Genomic DNA, 23,759 nt, shown 5'->3' with positions numbered 1-23,759 from the left:
CTTTGGCAGCGGACAATGGAGGAAGCGACATATGACGGCGAATTTCGGCGGTGAATTGCTGGCCGCCGCGCTCGCCGGGGTCGAGGCGGGAGAAGAACCGCTGCGTCACGTCGCCAACCTGCCGGCGTCGTCAGGCCGGGGATGCGGCTGGCCGGACTGGGCCGATCCCGATGTGATCGCCGCCTTCGCCGAGCGCGGGATCGAGGCCCTGTGGTCGCACCAGTCGGCGGCCGCCGAACTGGCACACGCCGGCCGTCATGTGGTGATCAGCACCGGCACCGCGTCGGGGAAATCCCTTGCCTATCAGCTGCCGGTGCTGCAGGCCCTGGCGGCCGATCCCCGCGCCCGGGCGCTCTACCTGTCACCGACCAAGGCGCTGGGCCACGATCAGCTGCGCACGGCGCACGCACTGACCGCGGCGATTCCGCGCCTGTGCGGTGCGGGCGCAGACGTGGCACCGGTGGCCTACGACGGCGACAGCGCCGCCGAGATCCGCCGGTTCGCCCGCGAGCGGTCCCGCTGGGTGTTCTCCAATCCGGACATGATCCATCTGTCTCTGCTGCGCAACCACACTCGCTGGGCAGCGTTCCTGCGTGGGCTGCGGTTCGTGATCGTCGACGAATGCCACTACTACCGGGGGATCTTCGGGTCCCACGTGGCGATGGTGCTGCGACGGCTGCTGCGCCTGTGTGAGCGGTACGCCCCGCCGGGGGCCGCGGTGCCCGCGGGCCCGACGGTGATCTTCGCCAGTGCCACCACGGCGTCTCCGGGCGCCAGCGCGTCCGCGCTGATCGGACAACCCGTCGCCGAGGTCACCGAGGACGGTTCGCCGCACGGGGCCCGGACGGTGGCCCTGTGGGAGCCGGCCCTGCGCACCGATCTGACCGGCGAGAACGGCGCGCCGGTGCGCCGCGCCGCCAGTACCGAGGCAGCCCGTGTGATGGCCGACCTGATCGCCGAGGGGGCCCGCACCCTGACCTTCGTGCGGTCGCGGCGGGGCGCGGAGCTGACCGCACTCGCGGCGCGCACCCGGCTGGAGTCGATTGCCCCGGCGCTGGCCGGCAAGGTCGCCTCTTACCGCGCGGGGTACCTGGCCGAGGATCGCCGCGCCCTGGAGCGCGCGCTGGCCGACGGTCAGTTGTACGGCCTGGCCACCACCAATGCCTTGGAGCTCGGGGTGGACATCGCGGGGTTGGACGCGGTGGTGATCGCCGGCTTTCCGGGCACCGTGACGTCGTTCTGGCAGCAGGCCGGCCGATCGGGCCGGCGGGGTCAGACGGCGCTGATCGTGCTGGTCGCTCGCGACGACCCCCTGGACACCTATCTGGTGCACCACCCCGAGGCGCTGCTGGGCCGGCCCATCGAGCAGGTGGTGATCGATCCGGCCAACCCGTATGTGCTGGGTCCGCAGCTGCTGTGCGCTGCCGCCGAATTGCCGCTGACGGCCGGCGAAGTGGCCCGGCTGGGGGCAGAGCAGGTGGCCGACGCCCTGGTGGCCGACGGGTTGCTGCGGCGGCGATCCGACCGCTACTTCCCCGCCCCCGGGCTCGAGCCGCATGCCGCGGTGGAGATCCGCGGGTCGGCCGGTGGCCAGGTCGCGATCGTGGAGGCCGACACCGGTCGGCTGCTGGGCGGCGTCGACGCCGGGCAGGCGCCCGCGACGGTGCATACCGGCGCGGTGTATTTGCATCAGGGCGAGAGTTATCTGGTCGATTCACTCGACACCGAGCGGCAGATCGCGTTCGTGCACGCCGAGGACCCCGGTTACGCCACCTTTGCCCGCGAGATCACCGACATCGCCGTGACCGGCGACGGCGAACGCGCCTGGTTCGGGCCGGTCAGTCTCGGCCTGCTGCCGGTGACGGTGACCCGGCAGATCGTCGGATATCTCCGGCGGCTACCGACCGGGGAAGTGCTGGACTTCATCGACCTGGACGTGCCCCCGGCGACGCTGCCGACCATGGCGGTGGCCTACACCATCACCCCCGAGGCGTTGGCCGCCTGCGGAGTCGCCGAGAACGCCATCCCCGGGGCGTTGCACGCCGCCGAACATGCCGCCATCGGACTGCTGCCGCTGGTGGCCAGCTGCGACCGCGGCGACATCGGCGGACTGTCCACCGCGCTGGGACCCGACGCGCTGGGCAGCCTGCCCAGCGTCTTCGTCTACGACGGCCATCCGGGCGGCGCGGGCTTCGCCGAGCGGGGATTCCGCGCCGCGGCGAGTTGGCTGACCGCCACCGCAGAGGCCATTGAATCCTGCGAATGCCCGCATGGTTGTCCTTCGTGCGTGCAATCGCCCAAGTGCGGCAACGGAAACGACCCCTTGGACAAGGACGGCGCGGTACGCGTGCTGCGCCTGGTGCTGGGCGCGCTCGACGGCGCCGCCGGGTGACTCCGGGAGTCGGCCGACCCCCCGAACGGCCGACTCCCCCGAGCCCTCACCGCGACAGTGGCGCCGCAGAGGCGTCACCACGCAAGAACAAGCGGGACAGTAGGACGAACGGTCGAGAAAAGCGATCCGCTCCCAATCCGGCAGATGACCGGATGCGCTCGTAAGTTACCGCCTACACCGGAAGCTGCGCAACTCAGCCGACCGGCCGACGGTGCGACATTTACGCAGGCGTAGGAAGATGGTCCGCTAATAGTGCAGGTAGAGCCATGATGGTCGTACTATTTCCGATCATGACGCGCGATTGGCTGCTGGTGGAGACGCTCGGTAGTGAACCGGCAGTCGTCGCGCAGGGTCGCCAGCTCAAGAACCTGGTGCCGCTCACCCAGTTCCTGCGACGCAGCCCTCACCTGGCGGCGATCCAGGCCGCGATCGCCGAATCGGCGCGCAGCGGGCAGAGCCTGGCCAGCATCACACCGCGGCGCGATCGGGTCATCCGCACCGAACCGGTGGTGATGTCCGACGGCCGCGTGCACGGCATCCACGTGTGGGCTGGGCCGGCCGACACCGAACCGCCCGAGCGGCCCATCCCCGGTCCCTTGAAGTGGGACCTGACCCTGGGCGTGGCCACCGACACCCGCGAATCCCTGGCCAACAGCGGCAAGGACCCGGACGTGGAGGCCACCCAGGACCGGGCCTTCGTCGAGGAACTGCCCACTCGCGAGTTCAGCCCCAACGAGAACAAGGTGCTGGCGTTGGCGATCCGCGCCGAGCCCGGCCAGACCATCTGCAGCAGTTGGGATGTCACCGATTTTCACGGCGACTCGATCCGGGTGGGATTCGTGGTTCGCACCGCACACGAAACCGTCGGCGGGCGTGAGCATCTGGTGACACGCGGAATGAACTGGCGGGCCCAGTTCGACGGCTCGGTGCAGCGCCCGGACTTCCTGGCGCAACAGATTCTGCGCGCCCTGGCGCAGCCGGGCGTGCACCGGGCCATGGTGGATCTGTCCAACCGGCGGTTGCTGAAGTGGCTGGACGACCCGTGCCCGTTCTACGACTGGCGCAGCCCCGCGGGCGTGCCGCGGGTTCACCCCGATGACCACGCGCAGATCTCCCGCATGGAAAGCACGCTGGCCCGGACCCAGTCCCCGGCGAGCGGAGTGTTGCGCCTGCGCCAGGCGGACGGGGGCTGGGCGCCGGTCCATGTCACCGTCAACCGGGTGGAGCTCGAGGAGGACACGGTTGCCGGGCTGATCGCACTGCGCCTACCCACCGCCGCCGAGCTCGCCGAGGCGGGGCACGGCGATGCGGAAAGCTCCGGGGCGCGTTACGCGCTCGATGCGCCCTAGCGGTCGCGCCCGCACCGGCGACCGCCGTGGCCCCTCAGCCGGGCGGCCCCGCGCGGGCCGAGGCCCGGGCGGACCCGAGGTGCCACCCGGGAACCGGTATCGCGATGGCGACCACCACATCGAGTCCGTCTGTGGTGCAGCTGATCTCGGTGGCGTGCATCCGCCTGGCCAGCGCGCCGGCCTGCGCACAGGCTCTCGCGGGCCCGGCGGGAGCCGATGCCGCACCGGCCAGCGCGGCCAGGTCGGCGATGGCCTGCGCCTGATGCCGGGCGATCACCGCGCAGCCGAGCGCCAAGCCGCCGCCGGTGAGGCTGAGCAGCACCGCGACCATGGCAGCGGCGGCCACGGTAGCCCCGCCGGCCTCACCCCACCGGCTCGGCCACCGAGATCGCCTTGGCATTGATCGCCAAGCCCGGCAACAGAACCGGTCGCGCGGTGACCATCGCGACCACCACGTCGCCCTCGGTGCGCAGCCGGATCGTCGCGCCAGCCGGAGCGATCTGCCGCGCCAGCGCGGTGGCCGCCGGTGCGTCGCCGCGGGCCGCCAGCCGGGCGGCTTCCCGCGCCGCGTCGATGCACCGCACCTGGGCCGACACCGCGCTGATCCCGGCCAGGCACAGCACCAGCACCGAAACCAGGGCCGCCAGCGCGAACGCCGCCTCGACGGTGCTGGCGCCGGTGTCCCGCCCAAGGCGCGCACGGCCGGTCACGGTCCTTCAGACCTTGGTGTTCAGCGCACGCCCGATGACACGGCTCAGTGCCGATACGATCGAATCGCCGGTCACCACGGCGTAAAGGATCGCGCCGAACGCCGCGGCGGCGATCGTCCCGATCGCGTACTCCACCGTGGACATCCCGGATTCGTCGCACGCCAGCAGCGCCATCCTCAGCGCGATGACGCGGAACCTGTTGCGTGCCTGCACTACCGGTGTTCTCACAGATCCTCCTTCATCGGTTTCCTCTGCACTGTCGCGGTGGCCGTCACAGCAGGCCCGACCGCAGTACGTCGCCGGCCAGGCCGGCCACCACCGGCACGATGCCCAGGCACACGAACGCGGGCAGGAAGCACAACCCGAGTGGCCCGGCAATCAGCACCGCGGCTCGCTCCGCGGCGGCGGTGGCCTTGTCGGCGGCCTCGGCTCGGCACTGCGCGGCGAGTTGGCCGAGCCCGGCGGCCAGCGCGGTACCCGATGACCCCGACCGGCGGGCCAGGCGCAGCACCGCCGCGGTGACCGGGTCGATTGCCGCGCCGGCCGGACCGCCCGGCGCCGACCAGGCAAGGCGCGGTTCGGCACCCAACGCCAGCAGATCCGCGCCGCGGCGCAAAGCCTGCGCCAACGGCGGCGGCGCGTGCGCCGCGGTGGCTGCCGCCGCACCGGACACCGACATGCCCGCGGTCAGACACAGGGCGAACACGTCCATGTCCGCGGCGAGCGCCAGCGCGTCAACCCCCGGGCCCCGAGGGGCCGGCCGGCCGCTGCCCGGGCGGGGCGTGACACGCGACCGGGCTGTCTGCGGGCCGGCGGCGGCGAGCACTGCCGCCGCCAGCAGCAGCGCGGCCGTGGTCATGCGCCGGCACCGCCGGCGCCTGAGGTGATCCGGTCAGACCACAACAGCCCGGCGCAGACCAGGCTCACCCCGATGAGCATGAGCGTGCCGCCGCCGGCGCCCAGCAGAAATCCGATCGGCCGGGCTCCGATCAGTTGGCCCAGCACCACCCCGAGCACCGGCAGGCCGGCCAAGAGCGCCGCCGAGGCGCGGGCCCCGGCCATACCGGCTTCGGCCCGCGCCGAGAACCTGTGCCGGGCGGTGATGTCGCGTTGGGCGGCTTGCATCAGGGCCGCGATCGCCAGGCCGTGCCGTTCGCCGAGTTGCCAATACACGGCGAGGCGTTCCCACTGTGCGGGCAGCGCCGAGGCTGCGGCGGCATCGCGCAGGCCGGTCGCGACGTCGGCGCCCAACCGGGCCCTGGCCGCGACGCCGCCCAGACCCGCGGCCACCCCACCGTGGCCGGCTTCCGCGGCGCCGACGGCGAAGGCCCGCACCGGATGCGCTCCCACGCGCAACTCACCCACCAGGGCATCGAGCGCGCTTTCCAGGGCGCATGACTCCGCCCTGGCTCGGCGGCGCCGCAGGCGGCGGTGCCGGCGCACGGCGGCGGTGATTCCGAACACGGCTCCGGCCAGCCATGCGCAGGGCGGCAGGACCAGCGTGGTCGCCACCGCGGCGCCGGTGGCCACCCCGAGCACGCTCCAGCGGCCGGCCGTCTCAGCGAGCCGGCCGCCGGGGCGGACGGTCGCCGCGAGGCGGCGGCGCGGCGAAACACCGAGCAGTGCCGCCGCGGCCAGCGCAAGTGCGGCGGCCGCCGGGCCGCTCATGCGGCGCGCCGATCGCGCAGCAAAGCACGAAATTCGGTGACGTGGCCGGTCAGCCCACGGTCGGCCTCCCACACCGGTTCGGCCTGCACCAGGCCGGCTGGATTGCGCCGCAGCATCGCGATGTCGGTGAGGCGCCGCTGGCCGTCGCTGCCGCGCGCGACGTGCACCACCACGTGGATGGCTGCCGCCAGCTGGCTGTGCAGGCCCGGCCGGTCCAGGCCGCCCAGGGCGGCGAGGGCTTCCAGCCGGGCGGGCACGTCGCTGGGACGGTTGGCGTGCACTGTTCCGGCCCCGCCTTCGTGGCCGGTGTTCAAGGCGGCGAGCAGGTCGACCACTTCGGCACCGCGAACCTCGCCGACCACCAACCGGTCCGGCCGCATCCTCAGCGCCTGCCGGACCAGTTCGCGCAGCCCCACCTCGCCGATGCCTTCGACGTTCGGCGCGCGCGCCACCAGCCTGACCAGATGCGGATGCCGGGGCAGCAGTTCGGGTGCGTCCTCGACGCAGACCAGCCGCTCCCGCTCGTCTACCGCCCCGAGCAGGGCGGCCAACATCGTGGTTTTCCCGGCGCCGGTGCCGCCGGAGATCAGGAACGCCAAGCGGCCGGCGATGATGTCGGCGAGCAGGGCCGCCGCGGCCGGCGCGATAGCACCCGCGGCGATCAACGCGGCGAGGTTCTGGGTGGCCGGCCGCAGCACCCGCAGGGAAAGGCACGTGCCGCCGGCGGAGAGGGGCGGCAGGATCGCGTGCAGGCGCACGGCGAACTCGCCGGTGCCGATGCCGCGCAGCTGCCCGTCGACCCACGGCTGGGCGTCGTCGAGCCGGCGCCCGGCGGCCACCGCCAGGCGTTGAGCCAGCCGGCGCACCGCCGCTTCGTCGGGAAACCGGATCTCGGTGCGCCGCAAGCCCGCGCCGTCGTCGACCCACACCGCATCGGGTGCGGTGACCAGCACGTCGGTGGTTCCCGCCGCACACAGCAGCGGTTCAAGCACCCCGGCTCCGGTCAGCTCGGTCTGCAGTATCCGCAGGCTGGCCAGCATCTCGGTGTCGCCGAGCACGCCGCCGGACTCGGCCCGCAGCGCAGCGGCGACCGCCTGGGGACGCAACGCCGAGGGCTCTCCGGCCTCGGCGGCCAGCCGTTCGCGGACGCGGTCTATCAGCGAGTCCGGCACGGAACCACGTCCCTGCGCTGCGGAAGCGCTTCCAGAACCCGGCCGGCGGCCACCGCCAGCGCGGAGCGACGCTGCAACCGCAGACCGGCGTGCTCGAGCCGCTCGGCAAGGCGTGGCTCGGCCCGCATCGCGGCCAACAGGGGCAGTCCGAGGATCTGGGCCACGTCGCCGGCCCTGAGGCCGCCGGGCGCCGGGCCGCGCACCACCACGCCGACGTTGGGGTTCAGCGCCCGCAGCCGGGGTGCGATCGCCGCGCCGGCCGCGCACGCCCGCACGTCGCACGGGCTGACCACCGCGACAAGGTCGGCGAGGCTCAGGGCGGTCTCGGTGGGTTCGGCCAGCGCCCGGGGCAGATCGCAGATGACGGTGACCCCACCGCGACGGCCCGCATCGATGACGGCGTCCAGGGCGCCGGATTCGGCGTCCGGCTCTTGCTGGGCGCGGTGGCCGCGGCCCGGGCCCGACAACACACTGACTTCGTGCCGGCGAGGTAGCGCTGCGCGCAATGCCGGCCAGGTCAGTCGCCCGCTGTGCTGAGCCAAGTCAGTCCAGCGCAGGCCGGCGGCGTTCTCGGTACCTGCCAGCAGGTCGATGCCGGCGCCGCAGGTGTCCACATCGATCAACAGCGCAGCGCCGGCGCGCTGCGCCAACGCCGTGGCCAGCAGCGAGGCGCCTGCTCCTCCGCATGCTCCGATCACCGCGACGACGGCACCGCGGCCGTGCCCGTCAGCCGCCGACTCACCCGCCTCGGCCAGCGCAGCCACCAACTCGTTGCCCTCGGCCGGCAACGCCAGGACCCGTTGCGCGCCGACGGCCACGCCGGTTCGCCATGACGCCGCGCTCGGCTGGGCGGCCGTGAGCACGATGACGCCGGGCCGGCGCGGCAGCCGTGCCCTGCCGCAACGGGCGGCAGCGTCCTCGTCGAGCACGACCGCCGCGGCAGCCGACCAGGTGCTGCGGCTCGGCAGGGCCGCGCCGAGATGGCGGACGTGCGTACCGACCGCCGCGGCCACCCGGTCCACCTCTTCTCGCAGGGCGGCATGGGCGACCAGGGACAGCAGGCCGGCGGGTGAACTCACCGCTTCACCGTCACCCCGGGGTCCCGGCAGCGCCATCGGATCCCAGGCGCATGTGGATGAATTGGTCGCCTGTGGACAACTTCGGTTGAGTGTTTCCGGAAAAACCGGACAAATGGCACGAAAAGCCGGATCTGTAACACGTTCCAGTCGGCGAAGAGGGGGTCCCGGCGAACATATTGCCGGAGAAAAAGACGACCCCCGCCAGGGGGGGAGGAGGCGGAGGTCGTCGCGTATCAACCCCGGGGGGTCGGGCCGATACACCCTCGACATAAGCCGAGTGATGTCCACTATACACACGACAGGGCGGTGGGGCGCAAGTATCACTTTGAAAGTGTTTTCATTATGTCGGACTACGTGTGAAGTGCTGTTTCGGGCGTAGCGCCGGTCCGGCCGACCTCTCGGACCTATGCTGAGCCGGTGACCGCCTCCACCCCGCAGCCGCAGTCACCACCCACGCCGGCGCCGGCCTCCCCGGCCCCCTCGGCGCCCGGGCCAACCCGCACAGCGGCCTTCCTGGACCTCGACCAGACGGTGATCGCGAAGTCCAGCGCCCTGGCCTTCAGCAAACCCTTCATGGCCCAGGGACTGATCAACCGTCGGACGGTTCTCAAGTCGAGCTATGCGCAATTCCTGATGCTGCTGTCCGGCGCCGACCACGATCAGATGGAGCGGATGCGCGCCCACCTGACCAACATGTGCACCGGCTGGAACGTCGAACAGGTCAAGGCGATCGTCAACGAGACCATGCACGACATCGTCACCCCGCTGATCTTCGCGGAGGCCGCGGAGCTGATCGCCGACCACAAACTCTGCGGCCGCGACGTCGTGGTGGTCTCGGCCTCCGGCGAGGAGATCGTGGCGCCCATCGCCCGGGCGCTCGGCGCCACCCATGCGATGGCCACGCGGATGGTCGTGGCCGACGGCAAGTACACCGGCGAGATCGCGTTCTACTGCTACGGCGAGGGCAAGGTGCAGGCCATCCGCGAACTGGCCGCTCGCGAGGGCTATCCGCTCGAGCACTGCTACGCCTACTCGGACTCGATCACCGACCTGCCGATGCTGCAGGCAGTCGGCCACCCCTCGGCGGTGAACCCCGACCGCGCCCTGCGCAAAGAGGCGCTCGCCAACGGCTGGCCGGTGCTGACCTTCTCTCGGCCGGTGTCGCTGCGGGACCGCATCCCGGCACCGTCCGGCGCGGCACTAGCCACCACCGCCGCGGTCGGCATCAGCGCGCTGGCCGCCGGCGCGCTGACCTATTCCCTGTTGCGCCGGCTGGCACCCTGACCGAGCGGCCAGCAAACAACCCCGGTCACAATCCGGTGACACGCGAACGGGCTGCGGCCATTACCCCTTGCTGTGGCGTGCATCACGTAGTACAAAGGAACCACGGAAGCCGGTAAGGCCAGGGTCGACCCGGAAGAGAAGGATCGATCTCCCGAACCGATTCCGGAGTGCGGAAAGCGGTACCCACGCGTAGCCATAGCCGCGAAGATGGCAGAAGTGTTGCGGGCCTGCGTAATTCCGGTACGTGATCGGTGATGCCAGCCCTTTGGGTGGGGCTGCAGCCGAAGAACGCCGTAGGAGCGCCGAGGCCACCCACGCAGCCCATGTTGGACGCCTGGTAACCGTGTACCGTGCTAGCGGGCGGCGAGCCGAATCCTTCGGAGCGCCGCCCGCTTTGTTCGCCGCCAAGTCGCTGGAACCGGCGCCTAGCGCCCCGCCTCAGCAATCTCCAGCGCATCGAGTGCACCGGTGCGCATCGCGCTGCAACACAGCAGCAGCCACCCGGTGACACCCTCGCGCGAACCGGTCGCGAAACCCTCCGCCGCGCGCCGGTAGTCGCGCGCCTTGCGCATCCAGGCCACCTCCGGAACGCCCAGTCCATGGCGGTCCAGGCCGCTGGCGATCGTGACCAGGCGCGCCGCGCCCCGGGCCACCACCCCATCGGCGCTGCCGAACGGCGCCAGCGTCAGCAGTTCGCCGTGCACCACCGCGGCGAAAACCGGGGCGGCCACCGAGGTGCCCCCGGTGGCCAGATCGGCCAGCATCTCCAGCCGGCGCCCGACGGCCGCACCGCCTTCCGGCCGGCCGAGCCGCTCCTCGTCGACCAAGTCCGCGGCGGCCAACACGTGCAACCGGGCCAACGCCTGCAGCGGAGCACGTCGCCACACCTCGACCAGTGCGGTCTCCCCGCCTTCTAACGCTTGGGCCACCCGCAGCGCGCCGGCGAACACCGGGTCGGAAGTCGCGTCGGCGTCCACCGCCGCGGGCCCCCCGTCCAGAACCGACGAGGCCCGTGCCGCCCGCAGGGAAGCCTCCGCGGCGCTGACCGGCCAGCCGCGCATGTTGGTCTTGTGCCGATGCACGCGGGCCAACTCGTCGCGGACCTGCTCGCTTGCCGCCGCAACGCCCGGAAGATCGAGCAACGGCGCCAGCGGATCCTCCTCAGTGGTCACATGCTGTGACACTACCGGCGAGGTGATTAGGCTCCTGACGGTGAGCAGCAACTCAGACACCACCCCCGCCCCATCCGCGTCGTCGTACCCGCCCTCGGCCGAGTTCGCCGCCCAGGCCAACGCGGGTCCTGAGTTGTATCGCGCCGCCGACGACGACCGGCTCGGCTTCTGGGCCGCGCAGGCCCACCGGTTGAGCTGGGCAACACCGTTCACCGAAGTGCTGGACTACTCCGATGCCCCGTTCGCCCGGTGGTTCGCCGACGGCAAGCTCAACGTCGCCTACAACTGCGTGGATCGCCACGTGGAAGCCGGCCACGGCGAGCGGGTGGCGATCCATTGGGAGGGCGAGCCCGACGGGGACGCCCGCACCATCACCTATGCCGACCTGCAGGCCGACGTCTGTCGGGCGGCCAACGCGCTGACCGGCCTGGGCCTGGTCGCCGGTGACCGGGTGGCGATCTATCTGCCGATGATCCCCGAAGCGGTGGTCGCGATGCTGGCGTGCGCCCGGTTGGGCGTCCTGCACACCGTGGTGTTCGCCGGGTTCTCCGCGCACGCGCTGCGGTCGCGCATCGATGACGCCCAGGCCAAGGTGGTCATCACCTCCGACGGCCAGTTCCGCCGCGGCCAGCCGGCACCGCTCAAGCCCGCCGTCGACGAGGCGGTGGCTGAGGCTCCCAGCGTCGAACGCGTGCTGGTGGTGCGGCGCACCGGCGGCGAGGTGTCCTGGAACCCCGACCGCGACCTGTGGTGGCACGAGGTGGTGGAGCCGGCCGCCGCGCAGCACACGCCCGAGGCGTTCGACGCCGAGCAGCCGCTGTTTCTGCTGTACACGTCGGGGACCACGGGCAAACCGAAGGGCATCGTGCACACCAGCGGCGGTTACCTGACCCAGGCCGCCTACACCCACCACTACGTTTTCGACCTCAAGGCCGCCTCCGACGTCTTCTGGTGCACCGCCGACGTCGGCTGGGTCACCGGGCACACCTATGCCGTGTACGGACCGCTGGCCAACGGCGCCACCGAGGTGATCTACGAGGGCACCCCCGACTTCCCAGACCACCACCGGCACTTCCAGATCATCGAAAAGTACGGTGTCACAATCTATTACACCGCTCCGACGTTGATCCGCACCTTCATGAAGTGGGGCCACGAGGTCCCCGACGCCCACAACCTGTCCAGTCTGCGGTTGCTGGGCTCGGTGGGTGAGCCGATCAACCCGGAGGCGTGGCGCTGGTACCGGCGGGTGATCGGCAAGGACGCGGTTCCGGTGGTCGACACCTGGTGGCAGACCGAGACCGGTGCGGCGATGATCTCCCCGCTGCCCGGGGTTTCTGCGGCCAAGCCGGGTGCGGCGATGACGCCGCTGCCGGGGATCTCCGCGCGCATCGTCGACGATCACGGTGACCAGCTGGCGCCGGATCAGGCGTCCGGCGAGCCGGTGTCGGGATACCTGGTCATCGACCAGCCCTGGCCGGCGATGACCCGGGGTATCTGGGGCGACCGGCAGCGCTTCATCGACACCTACTGGTCGCGGTTCGCCGAGCAGGGCTGGTACTTCGCCGGCGACGGCGCCCGCTACGACGCCGACGGCGACATCTGGGTGCTGGGCCGCATCGACGACGTGATGAACGTGTCCGGGCATCGCATCTCCACCGCCGAGGTGGAGTCGGCACTGGTCAGTCACGAGGCGGTGGCCGAGGCCGCCGTGGTCGGCGCCGTCGACGAGCAGACCGGTCAGCGGATCTGCGCGTTCGTGGTGCTGGCGGCCTCCCACACACACGTCGGCGGGACGATCGTCGACGAACTGCGCGAGCGCGTCACCGTGGAGATCTCGCCGATCGCCAAGCCGCGCAACGTCCATATCGTCCCGGAGTTGCCCAAGACCCGCAGCGGCAAGATCATGCGGCGCCTACTGCGCGATATCGCCGACGGCCGCGAACTCGGCGATACCTCAACCTTGGTGGACCCCAGCGTGTTCGACGCGATACGGGCTGCCGACTAGGAAGGGCGCCTAGCCGATCGGCACGAATCCGGCTCCGGGGCGGCCATTTTCGGTGATGTCGCCCAGGACGGCGTTGATCGACACCACGACCGCCGGCGTGTGCAACGGGATGTACTTGATCACGCAGGTGGGCAACGCGTCGCTGAACGCCCCGTGGATCATGCCGACCAGCATGTTGTTCACCACGACCGGCCCGCCGGAGTCGCCGGGGCGTCCGCAGACCTGCATCACGATGGTGCCGGGATCCTGGCCGGGCCCCCAGGTGACTCCACACGAGTTGCCCGTGGTGCGGCCCTGCTTGCACGCGATCTGGCCGAACAACGGATCCGGCCCGATGCCGCCGATCACGAAGCCGCCGAAGTTAGGCACCGGGGTCACCTTGTCCGGGTCGAACTCGATCACCGCGTAGTCCAGGGCGTCGTTACCGGCCACCATGTGACCGATCGTGCCGCTGCGCTCTGCGCCCTCGGCGGCCACCCGGGCGCCCGGGCCGCCGCAGTGCGCGGAGGTGAAACCGATCAGGGCGCCGGTCCTGTCGTGACCGATCGAGGTCAGCGTGCACAGCGTGTCCTCGTCGACCACCAGGCCCGCGCCCCCGCCGAGCACCACCTTGTCGTCGGCGGCTACCCGGACCGCCGGTACGGCGACCGTGGCCAGGGCGACACCAGTCACTCCTGCCAGCAGCGCCATCACGGCGCGCAGCGACCAGCGGTGTGCGATCTGCACTGCGGTTCTCCCGTCGGTTAACCCACCTCAGTGGTAAATAAACAGCCTAGCGGCGCCGACGGCTCACCGCGGGTCTGGGCGCGCCGCGAGCCGCCCCCACCCACCTCCGCTGAGCGGTCTACATCGGCCGCGGCTTTGCCGGGGTCACTCGTGGGGCCGGCCAGCGCATGGCAACATTAAGCCGCGACGACGGCGAACGGGAGGACAGCCAGTGAGCAAGGCCGATCGCAGGAATGCATCACGTGCCTCGAACAGATCCGCCAGGACGGACCGCAACGGCGTACCCAACAGCTTGGCGACCATCCCGCTTGCCGACCCGCACGCCCTACCGGCCGACCCGTCGCTGGGCGATCTGGTCAAGGACGCCACGGCGCAGATTTCGACCCTGGTGCGCGCGGAGGTCGAGCTCGCCCGCGCCGAGATCACCCGCGACGTCAAGAAGGGCCTGACCGGCAGCGTGTTCTTCATCGCGGCCCTGGTCGTGCTGTTCTACTCCACCTTCTTTTTCTTCTTCTTCGTCGCCGAGCTGCTCAACATGTGGCTGCAGTCCTGGGCTGCCTACCTGATCGTGTTCGGGCTGATGCTGGTGTTCACGGTGGCCCTGGCGCTGATCGGCTACCTGCGGGTTCGCCGCATCCGCGGGCCGCGCAAGACCATCGAGACGGTGCGCGAGGCACGCGATGCGCTGCGCCCCGACCCGGACCGCCTGCACGGTGCGTCGGCGACGGTCGCCACCGACGGCAAGCCGACCACCGATCCGTCGGGCTGGTAGTGCCACCACCGGATCCGTCGATCACCCGCATCGACGGGCCGTGGCGACACTGGGACATCCACGCCAACGGCATTCGCTTCCATGTCGTCGAGGCGGCTCCGGACGGCGACGTCGCCGCCGACGGCCCGCCGACGGCACGGCCGCTGGTGATGCTGTTGCACGGGTTCGGGGCTTTCTGGTGGACGTGGCGCCATCAACTGCGCGGGCTGCGCGGCTTTCGAGTCGTCGCGGTCGACCTGCGCGGCTACGGGGGCAGCGACAAGCCGCCCCGCGGTTATGACGGCTGGACGCTGGCCGGCGATACGGCCGGGCTGATCCGGGCCCTGGGACACTCCTCGGCCACCTTGGTCGGCCACGCCGACGGCGGCCTGGTGTGCTGGGCGACCGCGCTGCTGCACCCCCGCTTGGTGCGCGACATCGCGGTGGTCAGCTCGCCGCACCCGGCGGCGCTGCGCAATTCGGCGCTGACCCACGCCGATCAGGGCCGGGCACTGTTGCCGTGGCTGCTGCGCTACCAGGTGCCGTTCTGGCCGGAGCGCACCCTGACCCGGCGTGACGGAGCCGAGATCGAGCGGCTGGTACGCAGCAGGGCCGGGGCGAGATGGCAGGCAAGCGCGGATTTCACCGAGACGATCGGGCATCTGCGCACCGCGGTGCGAATCCCGTCGGCGGCCCACTGCGCGCTGGAGTACCAGCGCTGGGCGGTGCGCAGCCAACTGCGCGCCGAGGGCCGGCGGTTCATGAAGGCGCTGGACCTGCGCACGTTGGGGATTCCGCTGCTGCATCTACGCGGCGAGCACGACCCCTACGTGCTGACCGATCCGGTCGAGAAGACCCGGCGGTATGCCCCGCACGGCCGGTACGTGTCGGTGCCCGACGCCGGACACTTCGCTCACGAAGAGTCGCCCGCAGTGGTCAACGAGCACCTGACGCGGTTCTTGCGCGGCGAAGCCGGGTGAAACGGGCTGCGGCCCTGGGCTACTCGCCCCCGACACAGGTCTGGGTGGAGACCGGCTGAGTGTTGCCGATGCGGGCCAGCTGGCCCGCCACCTCCTCCGCGGTCATGACGAATCCGGTGTCCGGGTCGTCGACGGCCGCGCCGAACACCACGCCGAGCACCCGCCCGTCCATGTCGATCATGGGGCCACCGGAGTTTCCTTGCAGCACAGTGCCTCTGATGGTGTAAACCCGGCGGGTGACCGTCGTGCTGCGGTAGATGTCGGGGCCCTCGAGGTTGATGACGTCGCGGATTCGGGCCGGGGTGGCCTCGAAGACGCCGCCGCCGGGGTAGCCCAGCACCAGCGCGTCGGTGTCGGCACCGGCGGGCGAGGAGGCGAACGTCAACGGCGGCAACGGCAGATCGGGCACCGCCAGGATGGAGATGTCTTCGCTGGGGTCGAAGGAGATCACCGTGGCCTCGTACGATTTGGACCCGCTCTCCACGGTGACACTGTCCGACCCGGCCACCACGTGCGCATTCGTCATCACCCGCGTGGGCGCGATCACGAATCCGGTGCCCTCCAGTACTTTCTGGCAGTCCGGCGCCACACCCCGGATTCTCAGCACGCTCGGCGAAGTGGTTTCCACCACCGGGCTGGCGGCCAGCGCCGGGTCCGGCGCATCCACCGCCGCGATCGGTGTACGGCTGAAGGGCTCCAGTACGGCGGGCAGCCCGGAATCGTCGAGCACGGCCGACAGTCGCCGCGGGACGTTCTTGAGCCATGGCGGCGCGATGTCGTCGACCTGACGCAGCACCCGTGAGTCGTTGACGGCGGCGGCCAGGGCGGGCTGATCCGACGCCGTCAGCGGGGTGGCCAGCAGCCAGGCCGCGATCAGCACCACCCCCAGCTGCAAGACCACCCCGACGACTGAATCCATGGTCCGGACGCCGGGACTGCGGATCGCTCCGCGCACCGCTCGGCCCAGGACCACCCCCGCGACCTCACCGACGACGACCATGGCCAGGATCAGGAACAGCGCGGCGAACAGCTTCAGGCGGGGACCGGAAACGCTCTCGATCAGATGCGGCGCCAGCAGCACGCCGGCCATGGCGCCCAGCGCAACGCCGACGAAGGACAGCAGGGAGCCCAGTGCACCCGAACGCCAGCCGGACACTGCGGCAACGAAGGCGATCGCCAGCACGGCGATGTCCAGCCACTGCGACGACGTCATATTCCGCCTTCTCCTCCAACCTGCGCCATGGCCTCGTCCAGCCCCAGCACCTCGGTGGTGTCCCAGGGCTGCGCCCAGCCAGCCACGTCCAGCATCGCCGAGATCACCTGGGCGGTGAATCCCCAGACCAGCATCTGGTTGAGCCGGAACGCCGGCATGGCCCAACGCCGGCTGCGCGCATCACGGTAAACCATCAACCGGTTCTCGGGGTTGATGAATGCCCGGACTGGAACACGCGCCACGATTGCGGTCTCGCCCGGGTCCACCACGGTCACCGGCCCGGGATCCTCGGAGTACGCCAGCACCGGCACCACCTGGAATCCCGACGGCGCGATGAAAATCTTCTCCAGCGCCACCAGCGGATGGATCCGGGCCGGGTCGATCCCGGTCTCCTCGTTCGCCTCCCGCAGCGCGGTGGCAACCGGCCCGTCGTCGCCGGGATCGACCGCTCCGCCCGGGAAGGCGGCCTGCCCCGCGTGATGGCGCAGCGCCGAGGCCCGCACCGTGACCAGCAGGTCAGCCGATTCCGATATGGCCTCCGGTGGGCCGCCAGGCGGCCCGGAGAACAGCACCAGGACCGCAGCGTCTCGCCGCGCGCCGGTGACGCGTGCCTTGGCGTCGGCCGCGGCGATCATGGCGCGAACGTCGGCCGGTACCCGCCGCAGATACGCCGTGGGCACCTTGTCCACATTGTCGAGCAGCGGCTGCAGCCAGGACGGGGCACGCGACGGGGCCCACGGGCAGGACTCGCCAGCGCTCACCGCGCCTCCCTCTGTGCCGGAACCTGACCGTCCCACATCAGCGGCCGCTGTTCTCGACGGCGGCGGCGATCTCCTCGGCGTTGGCGAAGGGCTGCGGCAGGATGCGGGCAACGCTACCGTCCGCGGCGAGAACCACGGTCGCGGGCATCACGTTGGGCACTTGCAACGCCGCAGCAAGTTGGCGCCGGCCGTCTTGGAGGGTGGGCAGCCGCACGCCCAGTTCGGCCAGCAATGCCAACCCTGCGGCTTCGTTGTCGTCTTGATGCACCGTCACCACCGTCACGCCCGCGCCGGCCCGGCGCTGGTACTCGGCGAAGGCCCGCAACTCGTCGCGGCATGGCCGGCACCAGTACGCCCAGAGGTTGAGCACCACCGGCCGGTCGGCCACCATCGCAGCGACGTCTACCGGCGCCCCATCGGCGGCGCACTCGAGGACGACGCCGCGCAGGACACTCGGGCCGGGACCGCCAGGACCCGCCTGGCAGGGCGGCAGGTCGGCGCGCCGGCGCGCAGCGGCGACATCCTGTCCGGCACCGGCCACCGCACCGCCGCCGCCGGGCGCCACTGCAACCGGCTCGCGGCGTAGCTCGGCGACCAACCCGGCCAGCAGCGCAACCAGCACCGCCACTATCGCGACAGTCCATCGGGTCGATCTGCTCATGGGTGCGGCGACTCGCTACAGCCCGGCCAGCGCCAGCAGGTGCTCGGTCTCCGGGCCCTTGACCAGCGCGGCCGCCTCCATCGGGGAGGTGGGTCCGATCCCGAAGGACGGGCAGTCCTTGGCCACCACGCACACCCCGCAGGCCGGTTTGCGGGCGTGGCAGACCCGCCGGCCGTGAAAGATCACCCGATGGCTGAGCAGGGTCCATTCCTTGCGCTCGATCAGCTCACCGACCGCGTGCTCGACCTTGACCGGGTCTTCTTCGCTGGTCCAGGCCCAGCGCCGCACCAGGCGACCGAAGTGCGTGTCGACGGTTATGCCCGGGACGCCGAACGCGTTGCCCAGGATCACGTTGGCGGTCTTGCGGCCGACGCCGGGCAGCTGAACAAGTTCTTCCATGGTGCGGGGCACTTCCCCGTCGTAGCGTTCCACCAGCGCCTGGCCCAGCTTGATCAGCGCCGCGGCCTTGTTGCGGTAGAAGCCGGTGGGCCTGATCAGCTCTTCGAGCTCGGTGCGGTCGGCCTGGGCGTAGTCCAGCGCCGTGGGATAACGGGCGAACACCGCCGGTGTCGTCAGGTTCACCCGAACGTCGGTGCACTGGGCCGAGAGCACCGTGGCGACGGCCAGTTCCAGGGGTGTGGTGAAGTCCAGCTCACAGTGGGCGTCCGGAAACGCCTGAGCCAGAGTCCGATTCATCCGGCGAGCGCGCCGGATGAGTCCCGTCCGGGTCTCCGTCCGTGCCACGCGGGGCGTTTTGTCCACTGTCACCTCCGACAGGGTACTAATTTGTGATCCCAACGAGACCTTGCCCAGGTTTACTGGCGACTTGTGTCCTGGTTGCTGATCACCGCCATCCCGACGCTGCTGATGCTGTCGGCAGTCGGGCTGGAACGCATCGAAACGGGGCTGAGCCAGCCGGACAACGCCAATCCGCGGTTTCCCCCGAATTCCCATGCCGATCGTGTGTAGCGTTGTAACGTCTCTTGACGCCTGGCTCTAGACTCAGGTGGCTGGCCGGTCAGCGGCCGACGATTATGCGTTAAACCTTCATCAAAACATCTAAGGGGCATCGTGGACGAGATCCTGGCCAGGGCCGGAATCTTCCAGGGAGTTGAGCCCAGCGCCGTAGCCGCGCTGACCAAGCAGCTTCAGCCCGTGGACTTTCCGCGCGGACACACTGTGTTCGCCGAGGGAGAGCCCGGCGACCGGCTGTACATCATTGTCTCCGGAAAAGTGAAAATCGGTCGGCGCTCCCCCGATGGCCGGGAAAACCTCCTGACCATCATGGGCCCCTCGGACATGTTCGGTGAGCTGTCGATCTTCGACCCCGGTCCCCGGACCTCCAGCGCGACCACCATCACCGAGGTGCGCGCAGTGTCGATGGACCGCGACGCCTTGCGGTCGTGGATCTCTGATCGCCCCGAGATCGCCGAGCAGTTGCTGCGGGTGCTGGCCCGCCGGTTGCGGCGCACCAACAACAACCTGGCGGACCTGATCTTCACCGACGTGCCCGGCCGGGTGGCCAAGCAGCTGCTGCAGCTCGCGCAGCGGTTCGGCACCCAGGAAGGCGGGGCCCTGCGGGTCACCCACGACCTGACTCAGGAAGAGATCGCTCAGCTGGTCGGAGCCTCCCGGGAGACAGTGAACAAGGCGCTCGCCGACTTCGCGCACCGCGGCTGGATTCGGCTCGAGGGCAAGAGCGTGCTGATCTCGGACTCCGAGCGGCTGGCGCGGCGCGCGCGCTAGGGTCAGCGGCGCAGGTAGTCCAGCTGGGCCTGCACCGACCACTCGGCGGCGCTCCAGAGCTCCTCGTCGACGTCGGTGTAGACGTGCTCGACAACCTGGCGGGCGGTGGCGTCGTCGCCCAGCGCGACCAAGGCCGCGCGCACCTGGTCGAGCCGCTGTTCGCGGTGCCGCAGGTAGCCTTCGGCCACCGCTTCGATGTTCGGCAGCTCCGGACCGTGCCCCGGCAGCACCGTACGCCCGCCCAGGCCGCGCAGCCGCCGCAGCGAGTCCAGGTAGCACGTCAGGTCGCCGTCTTCGGAGTCGATGACGGTGGTGCCCCGGCCCAGTACGGTGTCGGCGGTCAGCACGGCGTCCTCGAGCACGAACGACAGCGAGTCCGCGGTGTGCCCCGGCGTGGCGAAGACGGTGATACGCAGCCCGGCCGCATCGATCACCTGACCATCGGTCAGCCCGCCGCCCATCCGCCGCTGAAATCCACTGCCCGCCGAGTACACCGGGGCGCCGACGGCCTCGACCAGCTTGTCGATCCCATCGGTGTGGTCGAAGTGCCGGTGGCTGATCAGGACCAAGGCGATCCGGCCGAGTTCGGCGAGCCGGCCGATGTGCTCGTCGTCGTCGGGCCCCGGGTCGACGAGCACCAGCTCGTCACTGCCCGGTCCCCGCAGCACCCAGGTATTGGTGCCGTCCAGGGTCATCAGTCCGGGATTGTCGGCCAGCAGCACCGACGCGGTCTCGGTGACGGGCCGCAGCCGACCGTAGGCGGGATGACTGGCCGACACTGTCGGCTACTCCGCCGCGGCCTTCAGCTCGACGATCAGCTCGACCTCCACCGGCGCATCCAGCGGCAGTTCGGAGACCCCGACCGCGGAGCGGGCGTGCTTGCCGGCGTCGCCGAACACCTCACCCAACAATTCGGAGGCCCCGTTGACCACGGCGGGTTGCCCGTGGAAACCGGGCGCCGAGGCGACGAACCCCACCACCTTGACCACGCGCGCCACCGCGTCGAGCCCGACCAGGGCATCCACGGCGGCCAGCGCGTTCAGAGCGCAGATCCGGGCCAGCGCCCGCCCGTCCTGCGGGCTGACCGCGGCGCCCACCTTGCCGGTGCGCAAGGCGCCGTCCTGCATCGGCAGCTGACCGGAGGTGTAGACCAGGTCGCCGGTTCGCACCGCCGGGACGTAGTCCGCCAGCGGTGCGACCACCTCGGGCAAGACGATTCCGAGTTCGTCCAGCCGGGCTCGCCAGCTCATCGGGGACGCTTCAGGAAGGCGATGAGCTGCTCACCGGAGGGCCCCGGCAGCACCGAGACCAACTCCCAGCCGTCTTCTCCCCACTGGTCGAGGATCTGCTTGGTGGCGTGCGTGATCAAGGGGACGGTGGCGTACTCCCAGACCGTGCGTTGACTCATGGCAGCGAGCTTATCGCTAGGGCACCCGAGCACTTGGTTAGCATGCAGTGGTGACAGCGACATCCCGCAGCGAGCCGCTTCTCGGCTGGCCTTCGCGATTGACGAAGGCCCGGCTGCATTTCGTGACCGGTAAGGGCGGTACCGGCAAGTCCACGGTGGCAGCCGCGCTGGCGTTGTCGCTGGCGGCCGGCGGGCGCCGGGTCTTGCTGGTGGAAGTGGAAGAGCGCCAAGGCATTGCGCAGCTCTTCGACGTGCCACCGCTACCCATTGAGCCGGTCAAAATCGCGACCGCCGAGGGCGGCGGGCACGTCGATGCCCTGGCGATGGACATCGAGGCCGCGTTCCTGGAATACCTCGACCTGTTCTACAACCTGGGTCTGGCCGGGCGGGCGATGCGGCGCGTCGGTGCCGTCGAGTTCGCGACCACCATCGCGCCCGGCCTGCGTGACGTGATCCTCACCGGCAAGATCAAGTACCACGTGATCCAGGTCGACAAGAACAACAAGCCGGTCTACGACGCCATCGTGGTGGACGCGCCGCCGACCGGCCGGATCTCCCGGTTCCTCGACGTCACCAAGGCGGTGTCGCAACTGGCCAAGGGCGGCCCCGTGCACTCGCAGGCCGAGGGCGTGGTGAAGCTGCTGCACTCCGATGAGACCGCGATTCATCTGGTGACACTGCTGGAGGCCCTGCCGATGCAGGAGACCCTCGAGGCCATCGAGGAGCTGCGGCAACTGGACCTGCCGATCGGCAGCGTGATCGTCAACCGCGATATCCCCGCACACCTGCAACCCGCCGACCTGGCCAAGGCAGCCGAAGGGGTCGTCGACGCCGATGCGATGCGGGCCGGGCTGGCCGCGGCGGGCATAACGCTCGACGACGACGATTTCGCCGGCCTGCTGACCGAGACCATTCAGCACGCCACCCGCATCAGCGCCCGGACGGAGACGGCCGAGCAGCTGGAGCAGTTGGATGTGCCGCGCCTGCACCTGCCGACGATCCCCGACGGGATCGACCTCGGCAGTCTCTACGAGCTGTCCGAGATTCTCGGCCAACAGGGGGTTCGATGACACCCGACACGACCGGCAAACCGCTGGCTCTGGACTTGGCGGCGATCCTGGCCGACACCGCCAACCGCGTGGTGGTGTGCTGCGGCGCCGGTGGCGTCGGCAAGACCACCACGGCGGCGTCGATGGCGCTGCGGGCCGCTGAATACGGCCGCACCGTGGTGGTGCTGACCATCGACCCGGCCCGGCGGCTGGCCCAGGCGCTGGGCATCGACGACTTGGGCAACCACCCGCAGCGGGTGCCGCTGTCCCCAGAGGTGCCCGGCCAGCTGTACGCGATGATGCTCGACATGCGCCGCACCTTCGATGAGATGGTGACGCAGTACTCCGGCCCGGAGCGGGCCGAGGCGATCCTGGACAACCAGTTCTACCAAACCGTGGCCACCTCGCTGTCCGGCACGCAGGAATACATGGCGATGGAGAAACTGGGCCAGTTGCTGGGCGAGGACCGCTGGGACCTGGTGGTCGTCGACACGCCTCCGTCGCGCAACGCCCTGGACTTCCTGGACGCGCCGAAGCGGTTGGGCAGCTTCATGGACAGCCGGCTGTGGAAGTTGCTGCTGGGTCCCGGCCGCGGCATCGGCAAGCTGGTCGCGGGAGCGGTGGGCCTGGCGATGAAAGCCCTCTCGACCGTGCTGGGCTCTCAAATGCTTTCCGACGCAGCGAATTTCGTGCAGTCACTGGACTCCACTTTCGGCGGCTTCCGGGAGAAGGCGGAGCGCACCTACGATCTGCTCAAACGCCACGGCACTCAGTTCGTGGTGGTGTCGGCCGCCGAGCCCGACGCCTTGCGGGAGGCATCGTTCTTCGTCGACCGGCTCTCGAGCGAGCGGATGCCGCTGGCGGGTCTGATCCTCAACCGGACGCACCCGATGTTGTGCAGCCTGCCGATGGAGCGTGCGATCGACGCCGTCGAGACGCTGCAGGAGCCCGAGGTCAGCGCGTCGTTGCCCGAGGGAGCCAAGGCGCTCACCACCGCTGCGCTGCAGATCCATGCCGAGCGCGGCGCGACGGCCAAGCGCGAAATCCGGTTGCTGTCCCGCTTCACCCGGGCCAACCCACGGGTTCCCATCGTCGGGGTGCCGTCCCTGCCGTTCGACGTCTCCGACCTGGAGGCGCTGGGCGCGATCGCCGATCAGCTCACGAACAAAAAGTAGAAGTAAGGGCGAAGAGGTCTCAGCCGCGCGTCAGCCGGCGTCGCGCTGCTTGCGCTGAGCGGCGAAGTACTCGCCCCAGGAGGTCACTTCCGGGTGTTGCTTGAGCAGCGCCCGGCGCTGCCGTTCGGTCATGCCGCCCCAGACCCCGAACTCGACCCGGTTGTCCAGCGCATCGGCCAGGCATTCGAGCACGACCGGGCAGTGCCGACAGATCACCGCGGCTTTGCGTTGCGCCGCACCGCGCACGAAGAGTTCATCGGGGTCTGCGCCGCGACACACAGCCTTGGAGACCCAGGCGATCCTGCCCTCGTCCTGCACGCCGCGCAGCACCGTTCGGGGAGTTTGGGCTACTGAAGCCGCTGGCATGCTGGTGTTGCGAACCGCTGTCCCTGCAACAGACACTGACGATCCTCCGTCCCGGCCGCCCCGGCAGCCACCTATCCAACCTCGGCGCCGGA

27 protein-coding genes are annotated in these 23,759 nt (G+C 70.5%); 10 read left to right on the top strand and 17 right to left on the bottom strand.

What is annotated here, in order from left to right:
- Positions 1–31 precede the first annotated feature (31 nt).
- Both AWC02_RS10535 and AWC02_RS10530 read left to right on the top strand, forming a co-directional pair.
- A complete protein-coding gene (locus AWC02_RS10535) occupies positions 32–2,392 on the top strand; it encodes a DEAD/DEAH box helicase (protein ID WP_085128723.1) in 2,361 nt (786 codons plus the stop codon).
- Between the two features lie 290 nt (positions 2,393–2,682).
- Positions 2,683–3,741, top strand: a complete 1,059-nt coding sequence (locus AWC02_RS10530; protein WP_085128820.1) for a PAS domain-containing protein — start codon at positions 2,683–2,685, stop codon at positions 3,739–3,741.
- Between the two features lie 34 nt (positions 3,742–3,775).
- On the opposite strand, the gene AWC02_RS10525 is transcribed toward AWC02_RS10530, so the two are convergent.
- From AWC02_RS10525 to ssd, 7 genes are all read right to left on the bottom strand, one after another.
- A complete protein-coding gene (locus AWC02_RS10525; protein ID WP_237160420.1) occupies positions 3,776–4,087 on the bottom strand; it encodes an Rv3654c family TadE-like protein in 312 nt (103 codons plus the stop codon).
- 16 nt (positions 4,088–4,103) lie between these two features.
- Entirely contained in the window at positions 4,104–4,451 is a 348-nt protein-coding gene (locus AWC02_RS10520; protein ID WP_085128721.1) for a TadE family type IV pilus minor pilin, read from the bottom strand.
- 6 nt (positions 4,452–4,457) lie between these two features.
- Positions 4,458–4,625 carry a DUF4244 domain-containing protein gene (locus AWC02_RS10515; RefSeq protein WP_085128819.1) on the bottom strand — a complete coding sequence of 56 codons (168 nt, stop codon included), beginning with the start codon at positions 4,623–4,625 and terminating at the stop codon, positions 4,458–4,460.
- Positions 4,626–4,722: 97 nt separating this feature from the next.
- Positions 4,723–5,310, bottom strand: a complete 588-nt coding sequence (locus AWC02_RS10510; protein ID WP_109560963.1) for a type II secretion system F family protein — start codon at positions 5,308–5,310, stop codon at positions 4,723–4,725.
- Positions 5,307–6,119 carry a type II secretion system F family protein gene (locus AWC02_RS10505; protein ID WP_085128720.1) on the bottom strand — a complete coding sequence of 271 codons (813 nt, stop codon included), beginning with the start codon at positions 6,117–6,119 and terminating at the stop codon, positions 5,307–5,309. Before AWC02_RS10505 ends, AWC02_RS10510 begins: the two co-directional genes overlap by 4 nt.
- Entirely contained in the window at positions 6,116–7,291 is a 1,176-nt protein-coding gene (locus AWC02_RS10500; RefSeq protein WP_085128719.1) for a TadA family conjugal transfer-associated ATPase, read from the bottom strand. Before AWC02_RS10500 ends, AWC02_RS10505 begins: the two co-directional genes overlap by 4 nt.
- Positions 7,276–8,343, bottom strand: coding sequence for a septum site-determining protein Ssd (gene ssd / locus AWC02_RS10495; protein WP_419179239.1), 1,068 nt, complete (start codon positions 8,341–8,343; stop codon positions 7,276–7,278). Before ssd ends, AWC02_RS10500 begins: the two co-directional genes overlap by 16 nt.
- A gap of 444 nt (positions 8,344–8,787) precedes the next feature.
- Between ssd and AWC02_RS10490 the strand changes: the two genes are divergently transcribed.
- On the top strand, positions 8,788–9,654 hold the full coding sequence (locus tag AWC02_RS10490) for an HAD-IB family hydrolase (RefSeq protein WP_085128717.1): 867 nt from the start codon (positions 8,788–8,790) through the stop codon (positions 9,652–9,654).
- Positions 9,655–10,079: 425 nt separating this feature from the next.
- Here AWC02_RS10490 and AWC02_RS10480 read toward each other — a convergent pair whose 3' ends face one another.
- Positions 10,080–10,826 (bottom strand): oxidoreductase, encoded by a 747-nt coding sequence (locus tag AWC02_RS10480; protein ID WP_085128716.1) that lies wholly within the window; start codon positions 10,824–10,826, stop codon positions 10,080–10,082.
- 40 nt (positions 10,827–10,866) lie between these two features.
- Between AWC02_RS10480 and acs the strand changes: the two genes are divergently transcribed.
- Positions 10,867–12,831 (top strand): acetate--CoA ligase, encoded by a 1,965-nt coding sequence (acs, locus tag AWC02_RS10475; protein WP_085128715.1) that lies wholly within the window; start codon positions 10,867–10,869, stop codon positions 12,829–12,831.
- 9 nt (positions 12,832–12,840) lie between these two features.
- Here acs and AWC02_RS10470 read toward each other — a convergent pair whose 3' ends face one another.
- Positions 12,841–13,557 (bottom strand): chymotrypsin family serine protease, encoded by a 717-nt coding sequence (locus tag AWC02_RS10470; protein WP_082109454.1) that lies wholly within the window; start codon positions 13,555–13,557, stop codon positions 12,841–12,843.
- 211 nt (positions 13,558–13,768) lie between these two features.
- On the opposite strand from AWC02_RS10470, the gene AWC02_RS10465 reads away from it, so the two are divergent.
- Positions 13,769–14,329, top strand: coding sequence for a phage holin family protein (locus AWC02_RS10465; RefSeq protein WP_085128714.1), 561 nt, complete (start codon positions 13,769–13,771; stop codon positions 14,327–14,329).
- Positions 14,329–15,288: an alpha/beta fold hydrolase gene (locus tag AWC02_RS10460; RefSeq protein WP_085128713.1), complete on the top strand. Its 960-nt coding sequence runs from the start codon at positions 14,329–14,331 to the stop codon at positions 15,286–15,288. The genes AWC02_RS10465 and AWC02_RS10460 overlap by 1 nt, the downstream gene beginning before the upstream one ends.
- Positions 15,289–15,307: 19 nt before the next feature.
- Here the strand turns inward: AWC02_RS10460 and marP are convergent, their stop codons facing one another.
- From marP to nth, 4 genes are read right to left on the bottom strand one after another with little or no spacing between them, the layout of a single operon-like run.
- A complete protein-coding gene (marP, locus tag AWC02_RS10455; RefSeq protein ID WP_085128712.1) occupies positions 15,308–16,501 on the bottom strand; it encodes an acid resistance serine protease MarP in 1,194 nt (397 codons plus the stop codon).
- On the bottom strand, positions 16,498–17,262 hold the full coding sequence (locus tag AWC02_RS10450) for an NUDIX hydrolase (protein ID WP_085128711.1): 765 nt from the start codon (positions 17,260–17,262) through the stop codon (positions 16,498–16,500). The genes marP and AWC02_RS10450 overlap by 4 nt, the downstream gene beginning before the upstream one ends.
- A 37-nt stretch (positions 17,263–17,299) precedes the next feature.
- On the bottom strand, positions 17,300–17,923 hold the full coding sequence (locus AWC02_RS10445) for a TlpA family protein disulfide reductase (protein ID WP_085128710.1): 624 nt from the start codon (positions 17,921–17,923) through the stop codon (positions 17,300–17,302).
- Positions 17,924–17,938: 15 nt separating this feature from the next.
- Positions 17,939–18,619 carry an endonuclease III gene (nth, locus tag AWC02_RS10440; protein WP_109559667.1) on the bottom strand — a complete coding sequence of 227 codons (681 nt, stop codon included), beginning with the start codon at positions 18,617–18,619 and terminating at the stop codon, positions 17,939–17,941.
- A gap of 132 nt (positions 18,620–18,751) precedes the next feature.
- Between nth and AWC02_RS21905 the strand changes: the two genes are divergently transcribed.
- Positions 18,752–18,892, top strand: coding sequence for a hypothetical protein (locus AWC02_RS21905; protein WP_165757884.1), 141 nt, complete (start codon positions 18,752–18,754; stop codon positions 18,890–18,892).
- Positions 18,893–18,994: 102 nt separating this feature from the next.
- Positions 18,995–19,669, top strand: a complete 675-nt coding sequence (gene crp / locus AWC02_RS10435; RefSeq protein WP_013830875.1) for a cAMP-activated global transcriptional regulator CRP — start codon at positions 18,995–18,997, stop codon at positions 19,667–19,669.
- A 2-nt stretch (positions 19,670–19,671) separates the two neighbouring features.
- Here the strand turns inward: crp and AWC02_RS10430 are convergent, their stop codons facing one another.
- Genes AWC02_RS10430 through AWC02_RS10420 form a run of 3 tightly spaced genes read right to left on the bottom strand, consistent with a single transcriptional unit; the run spans position 19,672 to position 21,077 of the window.
- A complete protein-coding gene (locus AWC02_RS10430) occupies positions 19,672–20,448 on the bottom strand; it encodes an MBL fold metallo-hydrolase (protein ID WP_085128708.1) in 777 nt (258 codons plus the stop codon).
- A 6-nt stretch (positions 20,449–20,454) separates the two neighbouring features.
- A complete protein-coding gene (locus AWC02_RS10425; RefSeq protein WP_085128707.1) occupies positions 20,455–20,919 on the bottom strand; it encodes a RidA family protein in 465 nt (154 codons plus the stop codon).
- Complete coding sequence (locus AWC02_RS10420; RefSeq protein ID WP_105295166.1) at positions 20,916–21,077, bottom strand: Sp36 family protein; 162 nt, start codon at positions 21,075–21,077, stop codon at positions 20,916–20,918. Before AWC02_RS10420 ends, AWC02_RS10425 begins: the two co-directional genes overlap by 4 nt.
- Positions 21,078–21,124: 47 nt before the next feature.
- On the opposite strand from AWC02_RS10420, the gene bagA reads away from it, so the two are divergent.
- On the top strand, positions 21,125–22,147 hold the full coding sequence (gene bagA, locus AWC02_RS10415) for an ATPase BagA (protein WP_179960844.1): 1,023 nt from the start codon (positions 21,125–21,127) through the stop codon (positions 22,145–22,147).
- Positions 22,144–23,301, top strand: coding sequence for an ATPase BagB (bagB, locus tag AWC02_RS10410; RefSeq protein ID WP_085128706.1), 1,158 nt, complete (start codon positions 22,144–22,146; stop codon positions 23,299–23,301). The genes bagA and bagB overlap by 4 nt, the downstream gene beginning before the upstream one ends.
- Before the next feature lie 30 nt (positions 23,302–23,331).
- On the opposite strand, the gene AWC02_RS10405 is transcribed toward bagB, so the two are convergent.
- Positions 23,332–23,667 carry a WhiB family transcriptional regulator gene (locus AWC02_RS10405; protein WP_085128705.1) on the bottom strand — a complete coding sequence of 112 codons (336 nt, stop codon included), beginning with the start codon at positions 23,665–23,667 and terminating at the stop codon, positions 23,332–23,334.
- Positions 23,668–23,759 lie beyond the last annotated feature (92 nt).

Source organism: Mycolicibacter engbaekii (genome assembly GCF_002101585.1).
Taxonomy (GTDB): domain Bacteria; phylum Actinomycetota; class Actinomycetes; order Mycobacteriales; family Mycobacteriaceae; genus Mycobacterium; species Mycobacterium engbaekii.
The sequence above is the reverse complement of the archived record's forward strand: the minus strand, read 5'-3'. Positions and strand labels throughout refer to the sequence as shown.

Excerpts from the sequence above, each read along its gene's own strand:
- AWC02_RS10535 (WP_085128723.1), top strand. The coding sequence starts at position 32 with ATGACGGCGAATTTCGGCGGTGAATTGCTGGCCGCCGCGCTCGCCGGG.
- AWC02_RS10530 (WP_085128820.1), top strand. The coding sequence starts at position 2,683 with ATGACGCGCGATTGGCTGCTGGTGGAGACGCTCGGTAGTGAACCGGCA.
- AWC02_RS10515 (WP_085128819.1), bottom strand. The coding sequence starts at position 4,625 with ATGGCGCTGCTGGCGTGCGACGAATCCGGGATGTCCACGGTGGAGTAC.
- AWC02_RS10510 (WP_109560963.1), bottom strand. The coding sequence starts at position 5,310 with ATGACCACGGCCGCGCTGCTGCTGGCGGCGGCAGTGCTCGCCGCCGCC.
- AWC02_RS10505 (WP_085128720.1), bottom strand. The coding sequence starts at position 6,119 with ATGAGCGGCCCGGCGGCCGCCGCACTTGCGCTGGCCGCGGCGGCACTG.
- marP (WP_085128712.1), bottom strand. The coding sequence starts at position 16,501 with ATGACGTCGTCGCAGTGGCTGGACATCGCCGTGCTGGCGATCGCCTTC.
- AWC02_RS10445 (WP_085128710.1), bottom strand. The coding sequence starts at position 17,923 with ATGAGCAGATCGACCCGATGGACTGTCGCGATAGTGGCGGTGCTGGTT.
- nth (WP_109559667.1), bottom strand. The coding sequence starts at position 18,619 with ATGAATCGGACTCTGGCTCAGGCGTTTCCGGACGCCCACTGTGAGCTG.
- AWC02_RS10425 (WP_085128707.1), bottom strand. The coding sequence starts at position 20,919 with ATGAGCTGGCGAGCCCGGCTGGACGAACTCGGAATCGTCTTGCCCGAG.
- AWC02_RS10420 (WP_105295166.1), bottom strand. The coding sequence starts at position 21,077 with ATGAGTCAACGCACGGTCTGGGAGTACGCCACCGTCCCCTTGATCACG.
- bagB (WP_085128706.1), top strand. The coding sequence starts at position 22,144 with ATGACACCCGACACGACCGGCAAACCGCTGGCTCTGGACTTGGCGGCG.
- AWC02_RS10405 (WP_085128705.1), bottom strand. The coding sequence starts at position 23,667 with ATGCCAGCGGCTTCAGTAGCCCAAACTCCCCGAACGGTGCTGCGCGGC.